Origin of the sequence: Natrialba chahannaoensis JCM 10990, from assembly GCF_000337135.1 — an archaeon.
Classification (GTDB): Archaea; Halobacteriota; Halobacteria; order Halobacteriales; family Natrialbaceae; genus Natrialba; species Natrialba chahannaoensis.
Genome location: NZ_AOIN01000008.1, coordinates 153,466 through 169,830 on the forward strand (window position 1 = coordinate 153,466; position 16,365 = coordinate 169,830).

15 protein-coding genes, 2 tRNA genes and 1 other RNA gene are annotated in these 16,365 nt (G+C 62.1%); 6 read left to right on the forward strand and 12 right to left on the reverse strand.

Annotated elements, in window-relative coordinates:
• Nucleotides 1-24: 24 nt before the first annotated feature.
• The gene (locus C482_RS00725; RefSeq protein WP_006165405.1) at nucleotides 25-990 is read left to right on the forward strand and encodes a TIGR03885 family FMN-dependent LLM class oxidoreductase; all 966 of its coding nucleotides are present in this window, start codon (nucleotides 25-27) and stop codon (nucleotides 988-990) included.
• 81 nt (nucleotides 991-1,071) lie between these two features.
• On the opposite strand, the gene C482_RS00730 is transcribed toward C482_RS00725, so the two are convergent.
• The 5 genes from C482_RS00730 to C482_RS00750 all read right to left on the reverse strand — a co-directional run bounded on the left by C482_RS00730 (nucleotide 1,072) and on the right by C482_RS00750 (nucleotide 4,643).
• Complete coding sequence (locus tag C482_RS00730) at nucleotides 1,072-1,533, reverse strand: DNA-binding domain-containing protein (RefSeq protein ID WP_006165406.1); 462 nt, start codon at nucleotides 1,531-1,533, stop codon at nucleotides 1,072-1,074.
• 98 nt (nucleotides 1,534-1,631) lie between these two features.
• Entirely contained in the window at nucleotides 1,632-2,264 is a 633-nt protein-coding gene (locus C482_RS00735) for an RPA family protein (protein ID WP_006165407.1), read from the reverse strand.
• A gap of 2 nt (nucleotides 2,265-2,266) precedes the next feature.
• Nucleotides 2,267-3,196, reverse strand: a complete 930-nt coding sequence (locus C482_RS00740) for a replication factor A (protein ID WP_006165409.1) — start codon at nucleotides 3,194-3,196, stop codon at nucleotides 2,267-2,269.
• A 131-nt stretch (nucleotides 3,197-3,327) separates the two neighbouring features.
• Nucleotides 3,328-3,969, reverse strand: a complete 642-nt coding sequence (locus C482_RS00745) for a C2H2-type zinc finger protein (RefSeq protein ID WP_006165411.1) — start codon at nucleotides 3,967-3,969, stop codon at nucleotides 3,328-3,330.
• A 101-nt stretch (nucleotides 3,970-4,070) separates the two neighbouring features.
• A complete protein-coding gene (locus C482_RS00750) occupies nucleotides 4,071-4,643 on the reverse strand; it encodes a MogA/MoaB family molybdenum cofactor biosynthesis protein (protein ID WP_006165413.1) in 573 nt (190 codons plus the stop codon).
• Between the two features lie 197 nt (nucleotides 4,644-4,840).
• Here C482_RS00750 and C482_RS00755 point away from each other — a divergent pair, with 197 nt between their 5' ends.
• Nucleotides 4,841-6,382, forward strand: coding sequence for a DUF6498-containing protein (locus C482_RS00755; RefSeq protein WP_049896366.1), 1,542 nt, complete (start codon nucleotides 4,841-4,843; stop codon nucleotides 6,380-6,382).
• A 37-nt stretch (nucleotides 6,383-6,419) separates the two neighbouring features.
• Here C482_RS00755 and C482_RS00760 read toward each other — a convergent pair whose 3' ends face one another.
• Nucleotides 6,420-7,784 (reverse strand): CobW family GTP-binding protein, encoded by a 1,365-nt coding sequence (locus C482_RS00760; protein ID WP_006165418.1) that lies wholly within the window; start codon nucleotides 7,782-7,784, stop codon nucleotides 6,420-6,422.
• Between the two features lie 5 nt (nucleotides 7,785-7,789).
• Nucleotides 7,790-8,992 carry a GTP-binding protein gene (locus C482_RS00765; protein ID WP_006165419.1) on the reverse strand — a complete coding sequence of 401 codons (1,203 nt, stop codon included), beginning with the start codon at nucleotides 8,990-8,992 and terminating at the stop codon, nucleotides 7,790-7,792.
• 110 nt (nucleotides 8,993-9,102) lie between these two features.
• On the opposite strand from C482_RS00765, the gene C482_RS00770 reads away from it, so the two are divergent.
• Entirely contained in the window at nucleotides 9,103-9,525 is a 423-nt protein-coding gene (locus tag C482_RS00770; protein WP_006165421.1) for a CopG family ribbon-helix-helix protein, read from the forward strand.
• Between the two features lie 28 nt (nucleotides 9,526-9,553).
• On the opposite strand, the gene C482_RS00775 is transcribed toward C482_RS00770, so the two are convergent.
• Nucleotides 9,554-9,626: transfer RNA gene (locus tag C482_RS00775), tRNA-Asn, on the reverse strand.
• Between the two features lie 96 nt (nucleotides 9,627-9,722).
• On the opposite strand from C482_RS00775, the gene cca reads away from it, so the two are divergent.
• On the forward strand, nucleotides 9,723-11,192 hold the full coding sequence (cca, locus tag C482_RS00780; protein WP_006165423.1) for a CCA tRNA nucleotidyltransferase: 1,470 nt from the start codon (nucleotides 9,723-9,725) through the stop codon (nucleotides 11,190-11,192).
• Between the two features lie 66 nt (nucleotides 11,193-11,258).
• Here cca and C482_RS00785 read toward each other — a convergent pair whose 3' ends face one another.
• The 3 genes from C482_RS00785 to C482_RS00795 form a co-directional block, all read right to left on the reverse strand.
• Nucleotides 11,259-12,287 carry a histone deacetylase family protein gene (locus C482_RS00785; RefSeq protein WP_006165425.1) on the reverse strand — a complete coding sequence of 343 codons (1,029 nt, stop codon included), beginning with the start codon at nucleotides 12,285-12,287 and terminating at the stop codon, nucleotides 11,259-11,261.
• A gap of 6 nt (nucleotides 12,288-12,293) precedes the next feature.
• Entirely contained in the window at nucleotides 12,294-12,725 is a 432-nt protein-coding gene (locus tag C482_RS00790) for a histone (RefSeq protein ID WP_006165428.1), read from the reverse strand.
• Nucleotides 12,726-12,789: 64 nt separating this feature from the next.
• The gene (locus C482_RS00795; RefSeq protein WP_006165430.1) at nucleotides 12,790-14,262 is read right to left on the reverse strand and encodes a single-stranded DNA binding protein; all 1,473 of its coding nucleotides are present in this window, start codon (nucleotides 14,260-14,262) and stop codon (nucleotides 12,790-12,792) included.
• 469 nt (nucleotides 14,263-14,731) lie between these two features.
• Between C482_RS00795 and C482_RS00800 the strand changes: the two genes are divergently transcribed.
• Together C482_RS00800 and C482_RS00805 are read left to right on the forward strand one after the other, a co-directional pair.
• Nucleotides 14,732-14,804: transfer RNA gene (locus C482_RS00800), tRNA-Arg, on the forward strand.
• A 467-nt stretch (nucleotides 14,805-15,271) separates the two neighbouring features.
• Nucleotides 15,272-15,523 (forward strand): HalOD1 output domain-containing protein, encoded by a 252-nt coding sequence (locus tag C482_RS00805; protein ID WP_006165432.1) that lies wholly within the window; start codon nucleotides 15,272-15,274, stop codon nucleotides 15,521-15,523.
• 347 nt (nucleotides 15,524-15,870) lie between these two features.
• Here C482_RS00805 and rnpB read toward each other — a convergent pair.
• An RNA gene (rnpB, locus tag C482_RS01680) (RNase P RNA component) lies at nucleotides 15,871-16,358 on the reverse strand.
• Between the last annotated feature and the right edge of the window lie 7 nt (nucleotides 16,359-16,365).

The window sequence follows — 16,365 nt, forward strand, 5'->3', positions numbered from 1 at the left end:
CACGACACCCGGAGGTAACCAGCAATGACTCCCGATGTCCTTGGCTACCACGCCTCCCACGAACAGTTCGCCCCGAGCGAGGTACTCGAGTACGCCCAACTCGCAGACAAGCAGGGTTTCGAGCACGCGCTCGCCTCGGATCACTTCCATCCCTGGAGTGAGCAGCAGGGCGAGTCGGGGCTCGTCTGGTCGTGGCTTGGGTCGGCGCTGGAGGCGACAGACCTGACGTTCGGGACGGTCAACGCGCCCGGCTACCGCTACCATCCGGCGATTATCGCGCAGGGAACGGCGACACTGCGCGAGATGTATCCGGAGCGGTTCTGGCTCGCAGTCGGTAGCGGCCAGTTGCTCAACGAGGGAATTACGGGCACGGATTGGCCGATCAAGGAGGAGCGAAACGCACGTCTCGAGGAGTGTGCGACGGTCATGCGGCGACTCTGGGACGGCGAAGAGGTGACTCACCACGGCCGCGTCGATGTCGAGCGGGCGACGCTGTACTCCCGTCCGGAGACGCCGCCGCCGCTGATCGGGGCGGCGCTGTCCGAGGAGACCGCCAAGTGGCTGGCCGAGTGGGCCGACGGCATGATCACCATCGCGACGCCGAATCATGAAGACGACGCGGCTCGCGTCGAGGCCTTCCGTGAGCACGCCCCAGAAAAGCCGGTGTACCTCAAAGCCCAGCACTCCTACGCGAGCGACGAGGAGGCTGCACTCGAGGGCGCGGTCGAGCAGTGGCGAAATCAGTGTATTCCGGGGACGGTGACACAGGAGCTTCGGACGCCGGAAGACTACGACGAACTCGGGACGCAGATCAGTGATGAGGACGTGGCAGCGAAGGTTCGGGTCTCAGCGGATCTCGAGAAGCACCGTGAGTGGATCGAACAGGATCTGGAACTCGATGTTGATCGGGTCTACCTCCACAACGTGAATACGAATCAGGAGGAGTTCATCGAGGCGTTCGGCGGGGACGTGCTGCCAGCGTTCGACTAGGATGGTAGCAGTGGCTGACGGGGAGGGACCAGACTCGCAGCTTCACAATTTCACAACCCGCAACCCGCAACCGCCGACGACCTACCGAAGCTGGTAGGAATCGTCTACGTCCGCGCTATCGAGATCATTGAGGTCGTCAAAATCATCGAGATCGTCGAGCAGCAACACCTCGTCTTCCTCATCCTCGAGTCGGTCCTGTAGCTGCGTGACGTAGGCCTTGTACTCGTCGAGTTGCTCGCGAAGGTGGTCGGTCTCGAGTTCGAGTCGCTCGTGCTCGCGGATGAAACTCTTCGGGACCTCGACGGTCGGCGGGAACGAGAGGTCCGCGTCGTCGCCGTTGCTGCTGCCAGCACCCTCGGCCGATCTGATCTCGAGTTCGCGCTCGGGAACGACCGCGATCTGTCCGTCGTGCTCGACGAGTTGGTCGACGTAGTCGCGAAACACCGCGGATAGCGAGATGTCGCGCTCCTCGGCGATGTCCTGGAGCGCGTCGAACGCGTCCTCGTTGACGCGAAACGAGATCGTCTTGTTCTTGTTGCCCATTCGTTCACCAGATACTCGTCGGTCCACTTAACGGTTCGTCAGACGAGGAGTTCAGCGCGGCACAGGTAGGTGGAAGTGGCAGCTGAAAAAGAGCCGTCTCAGGCCGTCGCGTCAGCTTCTTGCTCCTCGAGTTGCTCGAGTGCCTGAATCACGTCGTTGCGGTAGTTGACGACCGGCGAGTCGTACTGCTCGCGGGCCATCTGGGCATACTCGTTCGTCGGCGCAGTCGAGGCGCTTTCGGGGGCCTCCTGTTCGGCTTCCCACTCCTCGAAGGCCTCGATGCGGTCGAGCGTACGTTCTGCGGTTTCGACGACCCAGCGGTCGCGGGTCGCGGCGTCGACAACTGCGATCGATTCGGGTCGAACGGAGACGTTGACGCTGCCGTCTTCGGTCTCGTAGGTTCGGGGCTTGCCGACGACCGAGACGTACGCTGGCGGCTCGGTCTCGCGCAGGATCGAAGCCGCTTCGGGCTGGTACTGCCCGGCGTAGACGAAGAACGTCCCTGTCGGGTCGACGACGCGGCCGCGCCAGTACTCGCTGTCCTCACCGACGTCTTCGGTCTCGGTCAGCGTGCCGACGATGAACACGCGGTTCGCGCGGTCGCCCGTCGGGAGCAGGGCGAAGTTCGGCGCGCGCTCGTCGTCGCTTTCTTTGAACGTGTACGTCGAATCGTTGAATTCCGAGGCGAAGACGCGGCGGGCGACTTCGCGGGTGAGTTCTGCCTGGCTCATGGTTACATCGACCTCGCTTTGATCAGCAGCTGTTCAGCATCGGCGGGCCCATCGAGTTCGGAGACGTCGTCTGCGAGCACGTAGCGGCCGAACGTCGGCCCCTCGATACGGTAGTAGGTGCCGACGATGTCGTCCGCGATTTCGTCGGCGACGACGGTCGTGTCGAGCGCGTCCATTGCCATGTCCTTGGCCTCCTCGAGGGAAAGTCCGGTTAGCTCCTCCGTCGCGTCCTTATCGAAGATGACCTCGTGGGCATCAAGTCCGTCGTCGACGACGGCTTTGATCCGGAGGTCGAATTCGCCTTCGACCTCGCCGTGTTCGTTACAGCGACCGTTCTGGAGCACTCTGGTGCAGTCCTCCTTCGGGCAGCGCTTGATGAGGCCGCTGCCGCTTTGCATGTCGACGAGCGCGCCTTCGATCTCGCTCGTATCGTCGCCGACCTCGAGTTCCTCCTCGAGTTCCTCGATGATGGTCGTGCTGTTGAGTTTGACCGAGTACCGGCCCTGGTACTCGTCAGTGACGACGTTCTGGAGCGAGTAGACGCCGCCCTCCTCGAGTGCGGGAAGCTCTGATTTGGCCCACTTGGTGAACTTGATCGTTCCCGTCGGGTCGCCGAGCAGGCCGACCTGGGCGACGGCGTCGCTTCGTGGGTCCCAGAGTTCGATGACTTTCGCCGTGAGGTCGACCCACTCTTCGGGTTCGTCGACCTCTTCGACGTTCACCGCTTCACTAGAGCCACTCGAGAGGTCCTCGCGGTCGAGGCCGGCCTCCTCTAAGTAGTGGTTGGTGACGCTCCGGCGCGCCTCGTCCATTGGTACTTTGTATTCGTCGACGAGCGTGGCCAGGCGCTCTTCGACGTCCTCGACGGTCACGTCGAGGTGGTCCGAAAACTGGTCGTGGATGTCGTCCGCATGCTGTCGTACGTCGCTCATGGTGTCACGCCTCCTCTTTGGTTTCACTGGGAGGCATACGTCCATTCGCGCCCGATCATATTTAAAGTGCGGTTACCGGAGTGAAAGTGGACAGTTGCCCGCTGGTGCAGAGGCCACTGAACGAATGCGCACTAGGACTCCGTCGCTGCGTCCGGCAACCCGTCGCCCTCGTCGGTTTCGACGACGATACGGATGTGGTCGCCCTCGGTAAGTTCCTGGTCGGAAGCTGCGGGAGCGCGGTTGATCGTCATCTCGACGCTCGTCCCGTCGTCACTGTCGTCGTAGGTCGTGCCGTGGATGCTGATCGTAGAGTCGGTGATCGGCATCTCGATGTCGGACATCGCTTCGCCGAACGTGACCCGTTCGGGGTGCATATGCCAGATGTTGCCGTCGTTCGGATGGAAGTGGAACGTGCCGCCGAGTTCCTCGTCGTAGTACTGGGACTGCTCGAAGTCGATCGCTTCGCCATCGACACTGACGGTGATCTCACCGTGTTCGTGGACCTCACCGCTCTCGCTCAGCCCAGAGGCGACGATGTAGCCGGCCGACCCAATCACGAGCAGGACGAACGAAAGCGCGAGCCCGTAGACGATGATCGGGTCTCTGCCGCCCGCCGGTCCCGACTGTGACTGCGAGGGGGACTCGAGTTCACCCGCGGCAGCGACTCGCCGGCGATCGATTCGTCCGAGTTCGTCGGCGTGGTTGTGCCCGAGGTGAGCCAGATAGGACTCCTCGTCGTCGAACGATGCGTCGCAGTAGTCACAGTCGGGCATCAGTCGTCTCGCACTAGCGAGAGCGGGTACTCAACGGTGTCGGTCGGACGAGGGCACGCTCGCAGCGGGCGGGAGCGTCCAATCACGAGCAGATTAGAGTGCTACTGATTTTCGCCGTCGGCCTGGTGACGCGTCGCCAGTCCTGCAAGGTGGGGTGACTCGGGGACGATCAGCTGTTCGCACGCGGTCTGACACGCACCGGTGCTCCCCGGGATGCAAAACACCGGTGTGTCGACGGCGATGCCAGCGGTTGCACGCGAGGCAATCGCCCGCGTGCCGATCTCCTCCCACGAGAGCGCTCGAAACCGCTCGCCAAAGCCTGGGAGGTCACGCTCGAACAGCGAGGATGTTGCCTCAGGGGACACATCGTCCGTGGTGACGCCCGTGCCCCCGGTCGTGACGACGACATCGATATCGCGTCGCGCAACGAGGCCGCGAACAGCGGTCCGGATCGACGAATAGTCGTCTCGGACGAGCAGCCGCTCTCGCACCTCGTGGCCCTCGGCTTCGAAGCACTCCTGGATAGTGTCACCGCCGGGGTCGTCGGGGTCGGTCCCGGAATCGTCGGCCTGCGCGCGTGAACTGGAGACCGTTACGATCCCGACGTAGAGGGGATCGATGACGTCGTGGCCGTGGTCGTCGGTGCTGCGTCGATCGTCTCGGTCGGTTGCCATACGTGTCCCTCTACGCTGCAGTGTCATAAGCGATGGTCGACGCGAGTGACGGGCGGCGCAAGTGCTGCACAATGTGAGTGATGACCGACTCCATCGGACGGAATCGAGCGCCACGGTACTCGTCACCATCCACGGATACACAGGCCAGTACGCCCGTTCGCAACGTTTTACTACCGATCGAGCAACCTGTCACGTAAATGGTTCACCGAGACGCCACGGAAAGGCACCCACCCACCGCGGCCTTCGCCCCAATCTTGCTCGCTAATCTGGTGCCGCTGGTGGGTGTTCTCGAGTTCGGCTGGGATCCCGCGACGCTGGTCGTCATCTACGCGCTCGAGGTACTGCTCGCGTTTCCGCTCGCCGCGGGGAAAGCACTGTTCGCAGGGAGGCCACCGAACGTCGAGGAGCTAGAGACTGACGACGAGGACGGGGACGAGAGTAGCGGGGACTCGAGTGTGGTCAACATCGGCAACACGGAGCTGGCACGGAAGCGCGGGAGCGTGCGACTGGTCTCCTGGCTGCCGCCAGTCTATCCGCGCAACGTGTCGTTTATCGGTGCGGTGCTGTTCGCGACCGTCTGGTCCACTCTCTTCATCGTGGCGCTGCTGTCCGAGGTCGCTATCGACGAGGCCCTCGCGCGGCCCGAGGTCTGGTTCAGCGTCGGCGCGCTGGTCAGCGGGCAACTCATCGAAACCTGGCGCGACTATCTCCGCGGCGGACGCTACGAGGAGACCTCGCCGTACGCCGTCATCGAAACCCCTGCACGACAGGCGTTCTTCCTGATTTTCGTCCTCTTCATCGTGGCAGAGGCCAGCGGTGCGATCGTTCTCGCCGCGTTCGTCGCCGTCAAGCTACTTGTCGACTGGTCGGCGTTTCGCGCGACCAACGGCGGTGGTGGCCGACTCACGGGCTGGCTGTCCGGTCCGGACGGCGAGGACGAGGGCGAGGATCAGAACGAGAAGGAGTCCGACGAGACCACCGCGACGCTCGAACCGCTTTCCATACCCGAGGGCAAGCCGAACGCTCGCGTCCCGACGCATACACCCACAGTGGTTCTCACCGGCATCCTGCACACACTGGTGAAGCCAGCACCGTTCTACACCAGCATCGTCATTCTCGCCTGGTTCATCACCCTCTCCGTTCTGGGGGATACTGCCAGCGGCGGGCTCGGAGTCGCGCTAACGGTCGGCATCAGTTTCCTCGCACTCGCTGCGCTCGCCGGCTATCTGACCGTCAAAACGCTCGAACACATCCTCTCGCACGCACCACTCGAGTACCATCGTTACGACGACCACCTGGTCGCGTACGATACATGGGTTGAGGAACCCCAGTGGCAGATCCCGCTGCACGAGATTCGCGACGTGAGTCTCGTCGCCGACCGGTACCCGGATCGGGTGTATGATACCCGAACACTCGAAGCGCAGATGGGCTGGGGAGATGACGAAGCGACGCGGGAGATCGGTCCGGTCGTGGACGCCGACGCGTTCGCCGAGGCGCTCGACCTCCCGATTCGCGGGACGGTACTCGAGTTGCAACCGATCGATCGACGGATTGCGGCGGTTGCAGTTGCCCCGATCGGTGGCCTCCTTGTCTGTGCCGTCGTTTTTGTAGTCGGCCCGTGGCCACTGCTTGCCGCGCTTCCGTACGTCGTCTTCGGGCTGCCGTTTATCGCGCTCGTTCTGCACGGACTCTGGGGGCAGGCGTATCCGGACCAGAGTAGCACTCGCGTTGACCGCTGAGGGAGACTCGTGTTCGGAGAGCGGTCTGTCCAGGCACCTACGACTCGATCGAAATCACCGTGGTCTCGCCCATGACTGTCGGCGCGGCGTTCTCGTACTCGAGCCAGTCGTCATCCAGCTCCGCGTCGGTGAGCAGACACTCGTCGAGGCGCGCCTTGAGCACGTCCAGATCGACGTTGCGGCCGATCAGCGCGAGTCGTGTCTCGCGGTCGCCCCACTCCTCATCCCACGGGAGATCGGGCTGGCCACGACGGTACGTCTCCTGGTGTTCCTCGGAGAAACTGGCAATCCAGCGGCCCGTCACCTCGAGTGCGGTCTCGCTGCCGGCGTAGCTCATCGTGATGGCCTGTTTATCGCGTCCGGCGATCCAGCACAGCCCCTTCGCACGCACGAGGCCGTCGGGGAGGTCAGCGAGGAAGGCGGCGAACCGTTCGGGATGGAGCGGCCGGCGGCGGTGGTAGGTGTCGACGGTGATGCCGTAGCGTTCGGGCGGGTGGGCGTGGTCGTGATGTTCGTGGGGCTCGGTGTGGTCGTGGTGCTCGTTGTATTCATTGTGTTCGGGGTGATCGTGATCGTGGTGCTCGCGATCTTCGAGATCGTCGGGGTGCTCATGAGGGTCGTGATGCTCGTTGTCGTCCCTACAGTGATCGTGGCCCGCCTCGCCGTGGGCGTGATCGTCACCGCGCTCATCCGCTTCGATCGCCCGCTTCCAGCCCGCCGCGTCGGTCACCGCTTCCAGATCGAATCGCTCGACACCCAGTATCTCGGCAGGATCGATCACCCCGTGCTCGGTCGTCACGACCTCGGCGCGCGGCTGGAGCGTCTCGAGAACGGCGACGACGCGCTCGCGTTCGGCGTCGGAAACGAGGTCGCACTTGTTGACGACCAGCAGGTCACAGAACTCGACCTGCGCCAGAACGAGATCCGCAAGCGGGCGCGTTCCGGAGTCGTCCGGTCCCTGCACGGCGGGAACGTCGTCGGAATCAGCGTCAGCGAAGCGGTCGTGGAATCGCCGCCCGTCGACGACGGTAACGATACCAGAGAGGTCGTACGGCCCCCCAGCAGGACCGCGGACGAACTGGCGGGCGATTGGTTCCGGTTCGCTAACACCAGAAGCCTCGACGACGAGCTGGTCGAACTCGTGTTCCTTCCAGAGCTGGATCACCGCCCGCGAGAGTTCGCCGCCGAGGCTACAGCAGATACAGCCGTTCTCGAGTGCGACAACGTCCTCGCCGGTCGCGAGATCGGTGCGAGCCTCCACGAGATCAGCGTCGACGTTGACTGCGCCGACATCGTTGACCAATACTGCAACGTCGCGGTCGGCCGACTCGAGAAGGCCAGAAAGCAACGTCGTCTTTCCTGCGCCGAGTTCGCCGCTGAGGACAGTGACCGGAACAGACATGCTGGTTACCGCGAGAGCGCAAGCTCACGTCGGTCTTCCGGTTCGAACGGATCAGAGTAGCGCGACCAGTCGTCGTTCATCTCCGCATCAGTGAGCACGCAGTCGTCGAGTCGGTCGATCAGCCCATCCTCGTCGAACTCGCGCGCGATAAAGACCAGTCGAGTCATTCGGTCGCCGTACTCCTCGTGCCAGTCGTCTTTCAGACCAGGGCGAGCGGCGAAGTACTTCTCGCGTTCGGCCTGAGGAAGGTTTGCGAGCCACGTGCCAGCAGGGCCGGCACGGACGGAGGTGCCGGCTTTGTCGACACCCATCGAGACGTCTTCACGGCCCGCACTCCAGAGGAATCCCTTGGCGCGAACGATTTCGTCCGGCATGTCTGACAGCAACGCGGCGATGCGTTCGGGGTGGAACGGCCGTCGGCGCTCGTAGACGAAGGAGGTGACCCCGTGTTCCTCCTGTGGGTCGTGGTGATGATCGTGTTGGAGTTCGTGTTTCCAGCCCGCCGAATTCTTGGCACGCTGGAAGTCGAATGCACCGGTCCCCAGAATCTCGTTCGGCTCGATATTCCCAAACTCCGTGCGAACAATTTCCGCGCGCGGCTGCAAGCGTTTGAGAATTGACTCGATCTCTGCGAGCGCGTCGTCGGGGACGAGGTCACATTTGTTCACCAACAGCACGTCACAGAATTCGATCTGGTCGAGCAGGACCTCCTCGGGGACGCGGCCCGACTGGCCTTCGAGTTGCTGTTCGGTGAGGGCAGTGCCGGAGTCGAACGACTCCCAGAAGCTGTGGGCGTTGATCACCGTCACCATCGTGTCCAGTTCGTAGGTGCCGGTCGGATCGAACTCGGCGTCCTCGAAGCCCATCGCGAACGTCTGGGCGACCGGAATCGGCTCGGAGATACCGGACGATTCGACCAGCAGATAGTCGAATTCGCGTCGCTCGGCGAGTCGACCAACTTCATCTAGCATGTCACCTCGCAGGCGACAGCAGATGCAGCCGTTGGATAACTCAATGATCTCCTCTTCACTGCCCAGGTCCGACTGCTGGGCGACGTGCTCGGCGTCGACGTTCACCTCTCCCATGTCGTTAACGACGACGGCGACATCAAGGTCGTGCTCTGCAGTTAGTACGTGATTCAAGACAGTCGTTTTTCCCGCACCGAGGCTGCCACTGAGGACGGTCACAGGAATAGGGTCGTCGGTCATGCGTCGGTTGTGAATAAGAACTCCTGTATTGTTAATACTAGTCATTACGTGCTGCTGTCTTATTGAATAACAAATACTAATATTTACTATAGAGATATTCACAACCACGGATGCCCGTCATCAGCGTCTCCATGCCCGAAGAACTGATCGATCAACTCGATACTGTCGCCGAACGTCACGGGTACACGGGGCGAAGCGAAGTCGTCCGCGAGGGGTCACGAGCCCTGCTCACCGAATTTGAAGACGACCGTCTGGCGAACCAGCAACTCGCGGGAACCGTCAGCGTCTTCTCCGATTTCGAAACCCAACCTATCGAGCGACAGTTAACAACGCTCCGTCACGAATACGAGAGGAGCATCGCTTCGATCACCCACAGCCACGTCGGTGATTCCTGTCTCGACGTACTGGTACTCGAGACCGACCGCGACGAACTGGCGACAGTCGTTGGGAAACTTCGGGCAATTGACGGCGTCAAGACGGTGGAATACTCGCTGGTGCCGCTAGAAGGATCCGATAACTGCGGTTGCAGATGAACTAACTAGACGACGAAAGTCGAAGAAGCGCCGAAGCCAGGACTCGAACCTGGGACAACCTCGTTAACAGCGAGGTGCTCTACCATCTGAGCTACTTCGGCTCAACTCGTGATTGGAGGGTTCATTTGATAGGGCTTTCGTTTTCGCTTCCGGCGGTTCGACACCCTTTCACGCACCGCACGAGTAGATGCGGGAAAATGAGCGACGAGGATGCAGACGCCGGCGCTGACGCAGTCGGCGGCGACCGTGATGCCGGCGGAACTCGAAACAAAGGCAACGGCAACGGCAACGGCAGCGACAGCAGTGACGCTGCCAGCGACGAGTTCAACAGCATCGTCGCCACCGTCCGAGACCGCGTCGACCCCGACGAGGACGAACGCAAGCGACTGCGCGCAGTCGCCAATCGGCTCACCACCCGCGCCGAAGCCGCAGCGACCGAGCTATGCGACGACGCAGATGTCATCCAGGTCGGCTCCACCGCGAGAGGCACCTGGATCAGCGGCGACCGTGACATCGACGTCTTCGTTCGGTTCCCACCCGAACTCGACCGGGAGACACTCGAGTCCTACGGCCTCAAGGTCGGACACACCACCCTCCCCGACGGCCACGAGGAGTACGCTGAACACCCCTACGTCAAGGGCACCGTCGAGGGGTTCGACGTCGACGTTGTTCCTTGCTTTCGACTCGAGTCGGCTACCGAAATCAGGTCGGCCGTTGACCGAACGCCGTTCCACACGGAGTACCTGCGTCAGCGCCTCGACGACGACCTCGCCGCCGACGTGCGCATCACGAAGCAGTTCCTGAAGGGAATCGGTGCCTACGGCAGCGACCTCCGAACGCGTGGGTTCAGCGGGTACCTGACCGAACTGCTCGTCTGCGAGTACGGCGGCTTTCGGCCGTTCCTCCAGGCCGCCGCGGAGTGGCAGCCACCGGTCGAACTCGATCCCGAGGATCACGGCCGCGAAACCTTTGCCGACCCGCTCATCGTTATCGACCCTACCGACCCCGACCGCAACGTCGCCGCAGTCTGCTCTCCCGAGAACGTCGCCCGACTCCAGCACTACGCCCGCGCGTTTCTCGACAAACCGGCACTCGAGTACGTCGAGCCAGCCGACCCCGAGCCACTATCTGAGACAGTCCTTCGCGAGCACCTCGAGCAACGCCAGACGACACCGATTGCGATCCGGTTCGATGCGCCGGACCTCGTTGAAGACCAGCTCTACCCCCAGCTTCAGAAGTCGCTCGACGGAATCACACAGGGGCTCGACAATCGCGGCTTCGACGTCTTCCGCGCTGCGGCGTTCGCAGACGAGACGGCCGCCGTGTTCGCCGAACTCGCCGTCGCCGAGCGTCCCGCGGTCGAGCGCCACGACGGGCCGCCAGTCCACGTGCAGGGCCACGCTGAGGGATTCTACGACGCGTACGCGGACGACCCCGAGGCCTATGGACCGTTCATCGACGGCGACCGCTACGTCACCGAGCGCAAGCGAGAGTTCACGAGTGCAGCCACATTTCTGGAGAGCCAACGCCTTTTCGATGTCGGCCTCGGCGCACATGTCGAGACGGCACTCGAGTCCGACTACGAGGTGCTGGTGGGAGACGATGTGGCAGTGCTACTCGAGGAGTTCGGTCGCGAGCTCAGGACGTACTTCGAGCCGCGGCCGTGAGCGCGTCTCAAATCGCTACCAGTGGTAATTGACACGCAGAGAACGAAACGTGGAGACACAGACAAGCTACAGTTCGATATCTACCTCGTGTTCTTCGAGAACCCCCTCGAGTACGTCTTCGACTGCCTCGTCGATCTCGGCGTCGTCGTCCGGCCCGATCGGTTCACGGCCGTCGAACGTCTCGTGGACGATCGAGACGCTGTCTGCGAGCACGTCCAGCCCGTACCCGCCTTCGAGGACGAACGCGAGCGGTGCATCCAGTTCGCCAGCAAGCGTCCGCACGCGATCGGTCAACAGCGCGTATGCCTCCGTCGAGAGCCGAATCCGAGAAATCGGATCGTGGCGATGTGCGTCGAATCCTGCGCTGATGAGGAGGAGGTCCGGATCGAACGACTCGAGTGCGGTCGCGATGGGACCATCGAACGCGGCGAGGTAGCCCGCGTCGCTCGTACCGGCGGGCATCGGAATGTTCATCGTCGTCCCTGTACCATCACCGGAGCCGGTCTCCTCGATGTCGCCGGTGCCAGGATAGAGGCCCTGCTCGTGGACCGAGACGAAGAAAACGTCGTCGCGGTCCTCGAAAATATCCTGCGTACCGTTGCCGTGGTGAACATCCCAATCGATGATGGCGACCCGGTCGACGTCGTACTCCTCGTGGTCGAGCGCGTGCTGGGCGGCGATGGCGACGTTGTTTGCGAAACAAAATCCCATCGCGTCGTCGGGGACAGCGTGGTGGCCCGGGGGCCGGCCAATCGCAAACGGCGTCTTACGACCTGAGTTACCCGCGAGGGCAGCGTCGACGGCCCAGCAGGCCTGTCCAGCGCTGGCACAGATCGCGTCCCAGGTCGCCTCAACCGCCGTCGTATCAGGATCCCAGTTCCCACCGCCGTCCGCACAGAAGTCTTTGACCGATTCGACGTAGTCGCGGTCGTGGACGGCCGCAATGTCGTCGATCGGACAGGGATCTGCCTCGACGTACTCGACGCCGTGTTTCTTCTTCAGGCGCTCTCGAATAGCACGCAGCCGGTCCGGCGACTCAGGATGGCGCGGACCGGGATCGTGTGCGAGGCAGGCCTCGCTGTAGCCGAATTGCATCTGCTGTCACTCGAACAGCGAGAAGTACGTCTCGATGTCGTCGTCGATGATCGTGCGCCGATCCGCGTGGTGTGCAAGAATCGCCGCCGCACCCGCAACGTTGTCGGCATAATCCTCGAGAATGTCCGCGAGCGCGACACGAGCGTCCATCGAGACACGATACTGATCCTCAATCTCCAGTCTGGCGATCCGGTCGACCGGCGCGACTGGTAACTCGAGTTCGTTCTTGTCGACGACAGTTTCGACGCCGAAATCAGCGGCCATCAGCGTCTTTCGGCCGTCGTCGGTTGCGCATTCGGCGGCGTCGATCGCGAGTTCGCTCCCGTGGTCCTGGATCCGAGCTGCGAGTTCCTGGGACGCATCGGCACTCACCCGAAGCTCGCCCGCGTTCCGGCGGATGATTGTATCCACGGGGGCGAACGGGAGTTCGACGTTCATACCATCATAGGTGAAGCTAACGCCCTTAACGCTTTTCCTCGCCGCTTGGAAGCGCAAGGACTGCTTAGAACACGTCGTTTGCATCGAGGCGGCCGTCCCGGACGACACCCCGTGCGGTGACCTCCTCACCCAGTCCCACATCGACATCGGTGTCGACGCTCATCGTCGTCTCGCCGTCGTCGAGGACGACCGGACTGCCAGCCTGGACGACGACGCCAGTGAATTCGGTTTCTTCGCCCTCGCCGTTTCCGTTCCCGGTTCCGGTTCCGGTTGCATCTTCGGCTTCGGTAACTGCCGTCGTGGTCGCTCCATCACTACCCCCGCTCGACGCGTCCGACGTCTCGGCATCGTCGGACGCACCGCCCGCAAACGCACCGAGCCCCGCGTTCTCGTCGTCACCACCGCTCTCGTCGCCGCCCGTCGTGCGCTCAGACTCGGACTCGAGTACCGTAATCGTCGACTGCCAGCCTGCGGAGGCTTCGAGGTCGTCCTGCCACCCGTCCTGAATCTCGACGTCGCCGAGTGCAACTTCATCCCCAGGACCAATGTCCACATCTGCCTTCTCGCCCCAGAGCGCGACGCGAATGTCGCCGGTCGCGTCCTGGACACGGATGTTCCGGACCTGCCCTTCAGAGCCGTCGTCACGGTCGAACGTCCGTTTCGGGTCCGCCGAGCGGACGACGCCGGCGAGGTCGACCTCCTGTCCGATTTCGATGGACTCGATAGACGTACTCTCCGGGACGTACTCGACCTCGGCGTCGACTTCCTCAACTGCGCCACGGTTGCCGACGTGGAGTTCGAGACTGCCGTCGCGTTCCTTGACGTAACCGTCGACAACCTCGACGGTCGTCCCGGTCTCGATTTCGGTCGCGAGATCGGCCTGCTCGTCCCACAGCGTTACGCGGACGCGGCCGGTCGAGTCGCCAAGGACGAGATTCGAAACCTTGCCCTCGGAGCCGTCGTCGCGGTCGAACGTGCGGACAGTGCCCGTATCCAGCACCAGCCCGACGAGATTGACGTTCGAAAGACCGAGGGAGAGGCTCTCGACAGTGTGTGTGTCCGACACCTGCACGTCGACCTCGGTGTCCGGATCCGGTTCGACCTCGTCGACACTGACCTCGACGCCGCTGAAACCGTCCTTCGGCCGGCCTTTGATCCGTAGCACCTGTCCCTCCTCGAGTTCTCCGAGTGCGGCTTCGGCGTGTTCGTCCCAGAACGCCGCGCGCACGGAGCCAGTTTCGTCAGCCACTTCGACGTTGACGACCTGTCCGTCTTCGTCCTCCCCGTCGCGTTCGAAGGTGCGACGCTCACCGATCGAGAGCACCTTGGCGACGAATTTCGCCACCTCCATGCCGGGTTCGATGTCGGCGATGCCGCCGACCTCACTCTCGCCGATTTCGTGGGCGATCAGCATCGCGGCGGTTTCCTCGTCCGCGAGCCCCCCCATCTGCTCGACTTTTTCCTCGACGGCCTCGCGAAACTCTTCGAGAGAAACGTCGGCTTCGAGATCCTCGTAGACGCCCTCGATATCGCTCATTCTATGCTCGTGCATGCGTAGCCCGCGCATAAGCGTTATCCATTCGATGTGAGCAATGTGTGTGACTGGCGCGATATGCGCGTGAAGACCGTTGCCCGTAGCGGTCTGTGCTCGACACAACGCCCGCGCCTGATTCGAAAGCGTTGCCGGACACCTCGAACGGACCACTCTCCTCAAGTACCTCACGCGCGCCGGACCCAACTCGAGTTCGAGTCCACCTCGTCTCGATTCCCTGTGTCATCGTGATCACCGCATGTTGGGCCTGTCATCCTATTTGAATGTGAGCCAGTCATCGATTGGGACCGGTACTCGAGTACAGGTGTTCGTGCTGCCGCCAGCGCGGTTTGGGGTGGGTCGAAACGCGGAATGGTGTCGTGGGTGAGTCAGACAGGCACAATCGGCCGAAACAGGCCCGTTCGCCGGTTACTTTCGAAAGGGCTTTAATGTCCACGCGGCTACGAAGAGATGAGTCCTGATAGGGTAGTGGACTATCCTCTTGGCTTGCGGAGCCAGGGACCGGAGTTCAAATCTCCGTCAGGACGCTTTTCCGAACACAACAACGACGAGCGGAGCGAGTCGTCCGTGTTCGGAAAACGGACCCGGAAGATTTGAGCAGACAAGTTGCAGCCCGGAACGGCGCTTTGCGCCGCACGCCCGGAACATCTTGGCGAGTTCAAATCTCCGTCAGGACGCTCACTTATCGCGGACGCTTCACATTGCTCAGTGCCTGCTCTTGTGTTCGGTCCTGATGTACCCAACGCTCGCTACCGCTCGCGTTGGACTCCGTCAGGACGCTTCTGTCCACAATAAGTGGTTCTAAAACGGGCCAGACGGAGAACACATCTAGTCTGTTCACACCCTTTCGAATATCCATTAGTTATTTCCTAAACTAGTAAAACACAGATTGAATTTAGACAGTTTTTTATGAGGCGGTGTGGCCCATTTTCCAAGAAGTGGGATGGATTCGAAAGTACACCAACGGACGAACTCGACTGCAGGATCAACAGCAATGGCACAGTACGACTACGATACCAACCACACCGCGTCGCTCGCGGTGGTTGAGGCAGTTTCGACAGTTGCTGACTGCGATCCGACCGCACTGCCACCACTGTACGACACCATCGATCCGGATGCACTCGATGCACTCTTCTCGGAACAGACTGCAGCCGATGTCCGGCCGGAAGTCTCGTTTACTTATAACCAGTACGACGTGACGATCACTCAAACCGAAACAAAGCTCTCTGTCGAACTAACGCAGTGAGGCGTACCTGACACTCCGTTTTCCAACTCAGCTCGTCGATCGGTGTTTGCCGTCATCGTCCTGCTGAGACGGCTGTCGTCCGTCACGTTTGTGTCGACCAAGGTTTTGAATCGCATCGTGAGCGATAGTCGCCACTGAAAGTCAGTGCACACCTGATCGCCAGACGGATCGGCGATCAGTGTGTAAACCGGTTCAGTTGTTACTATCGGATAACAGACCATGTGACAGTACAACCTGCCGGGCTGCACAGACCACCTGGTAGACACCACAGTTCACACCACGGATCGCACAACACGCAGAATACATTACAAACATCTCACCGAAACCTACCGGTCAGCGCGAAAAAGTGGTGAGAGGAGTAAGCCCCCTTCTGTTCATCCCGGCATTCGGCTAAGCGTCCACGCCGTCACGGCAAGGCCGTGGGTGTTCGGGCTACCACGACGTGGACTTGCACCGGTGAGGGTTCGCCGTTCCATCGCTCCTCGGCCGTCTCTGTGTGGTCGATCGTGACGAGCACGACCCACGGTTTCGAACCGTGAACGCCGACCACACACCGCTCGGCGGCTCGCGCGCCGGAGGCGCTCCGAGTCGCCCTCCCTCTGCGGGTCAACTCCCCTTCCTCTCGGTCGGGTTCGCTCGCATCATCGGTCGGGCCGAGACGTGTCGTTTCTGTTCCAGAGCCAGCGGTCTCCCGCTCCGGACTTGCGTCCGGTCACCTGCCCGAACAGGTGGGGGGACTTTCCTCGCGAGCGTGGGGCGTCTCGAAGAGACGGTCCACGTTGCACAGCCATCCTGTTGCCAGGATAGCCGCCGCGGCAGCCAGGCTCTCTCTCCACCGTTTC

Excerpts from the sequence above, each read along its gene's own strand:
- C482_RS00785 (WP_006165425.1), bottom strand. The coding sequence starts at position 12,287 with ATGCAATTCGGCTACAGCGAGGCCTGCCTCGCACACGATCCCGGTCCG.
- C482_RS00755 (WP_049896366.1), top strand. The coding sequence starts at position 4,841 with ATGGTTCACCGAGACGCCACGGAAAGGCACCCACCCACCGCGGCCTTC.
- C482_RS00740 (WP_006165409.1), bottom strand. The coding sequence starts at position 3,196 with ATGAGCGACGTACGACAGCATGCGGACGACATCCACGACCAGTTTTCG.
- C482_RS00735 (WP_006165407.1), bottom strand. The coding sequence starts at position 2,264 with ATGAGCCAGGCAGAACTCACCCGCGAAGTCGCCCGCCGCGTCTTCGCC.
- C482_RS00760 (WP_006165418.1), bottom strand. The coding sequence starts at position 7,784 with ATGTCTGTTCCGGTCACTGTCCTCAGCGGCGAACTCGGCGCAGGAAAG.
- C482_RS00730 (WP_006165406.1), bottom strand. The coding sequence starts at position 1,533 with ATGGGCAACAAGAACAAGACGATCTCGTTTCGCGTCAACGAGGACGCG.
- C482_RS00805 (WP_006165432.1), top strand. The coding sequence starts at position 15,272 with ATGGCACAGTACGACTACGATACCAACCACACCGCGTCGCTCGCGGTG.
- C482_RS00745 (WP_006165411.1), bottom strand. The coding sequence starts at position 3,969 with ATGCCCGACTGTGACTACTGCGACGCATCGTTCGACGACGAGGAGTCC.
- C482_RS00795 (WP_006165430.1), bottom strand. The coding sequence starts at position 14,262 with ATGAGCGATATCGAGGGCGTCTACGAGGATCTCGAAGCCGACGTTTCT.
- C482_RS00770 (WP_006165421.1), top strand. The coding sequence starts at position 9,103 with ATGCCCGTCATCAGCGTCTCCATGCCCGAAGAACTGATCGATCAACTC.
- C482_RS00765 (WP_006165419.1), bottom strand. The coding sequence starts at position 8,992 with ATGACCGACGACCCTATTCCTGTGACCGTCCTCAGTGGCAGCCTCGGT.
- C482_RS00790 (WP_006165428.1), bottom strand. The coding sequence starts at position 12,725 with ATGAACGTCGAACTCCCGTTCGCCCCCGTGGATACAATCATCCGCCGG.
- C482_RS00725 (WP_006165405.1), top strand. The coding sequence starts at position 25 with ATGACTCCCGATGTCCTTGGCTACCACGCCTCCCACGAACAGTTCGCC.
- cca (WP_006165423.1), top strand. The coding sequence starts at position 9,723 with ATGAGCGACGAGGATGCAGACGCCGGCGCTGACGCAGTCGGCGGCGAC.
- C482_RS00750 (WP_006165413.1), bottom strand. The coding sequence starts at position 4,643 with ATGGCAACCGACCGAGACGATCGACGCAGCACCGACGACCACGGCCAC.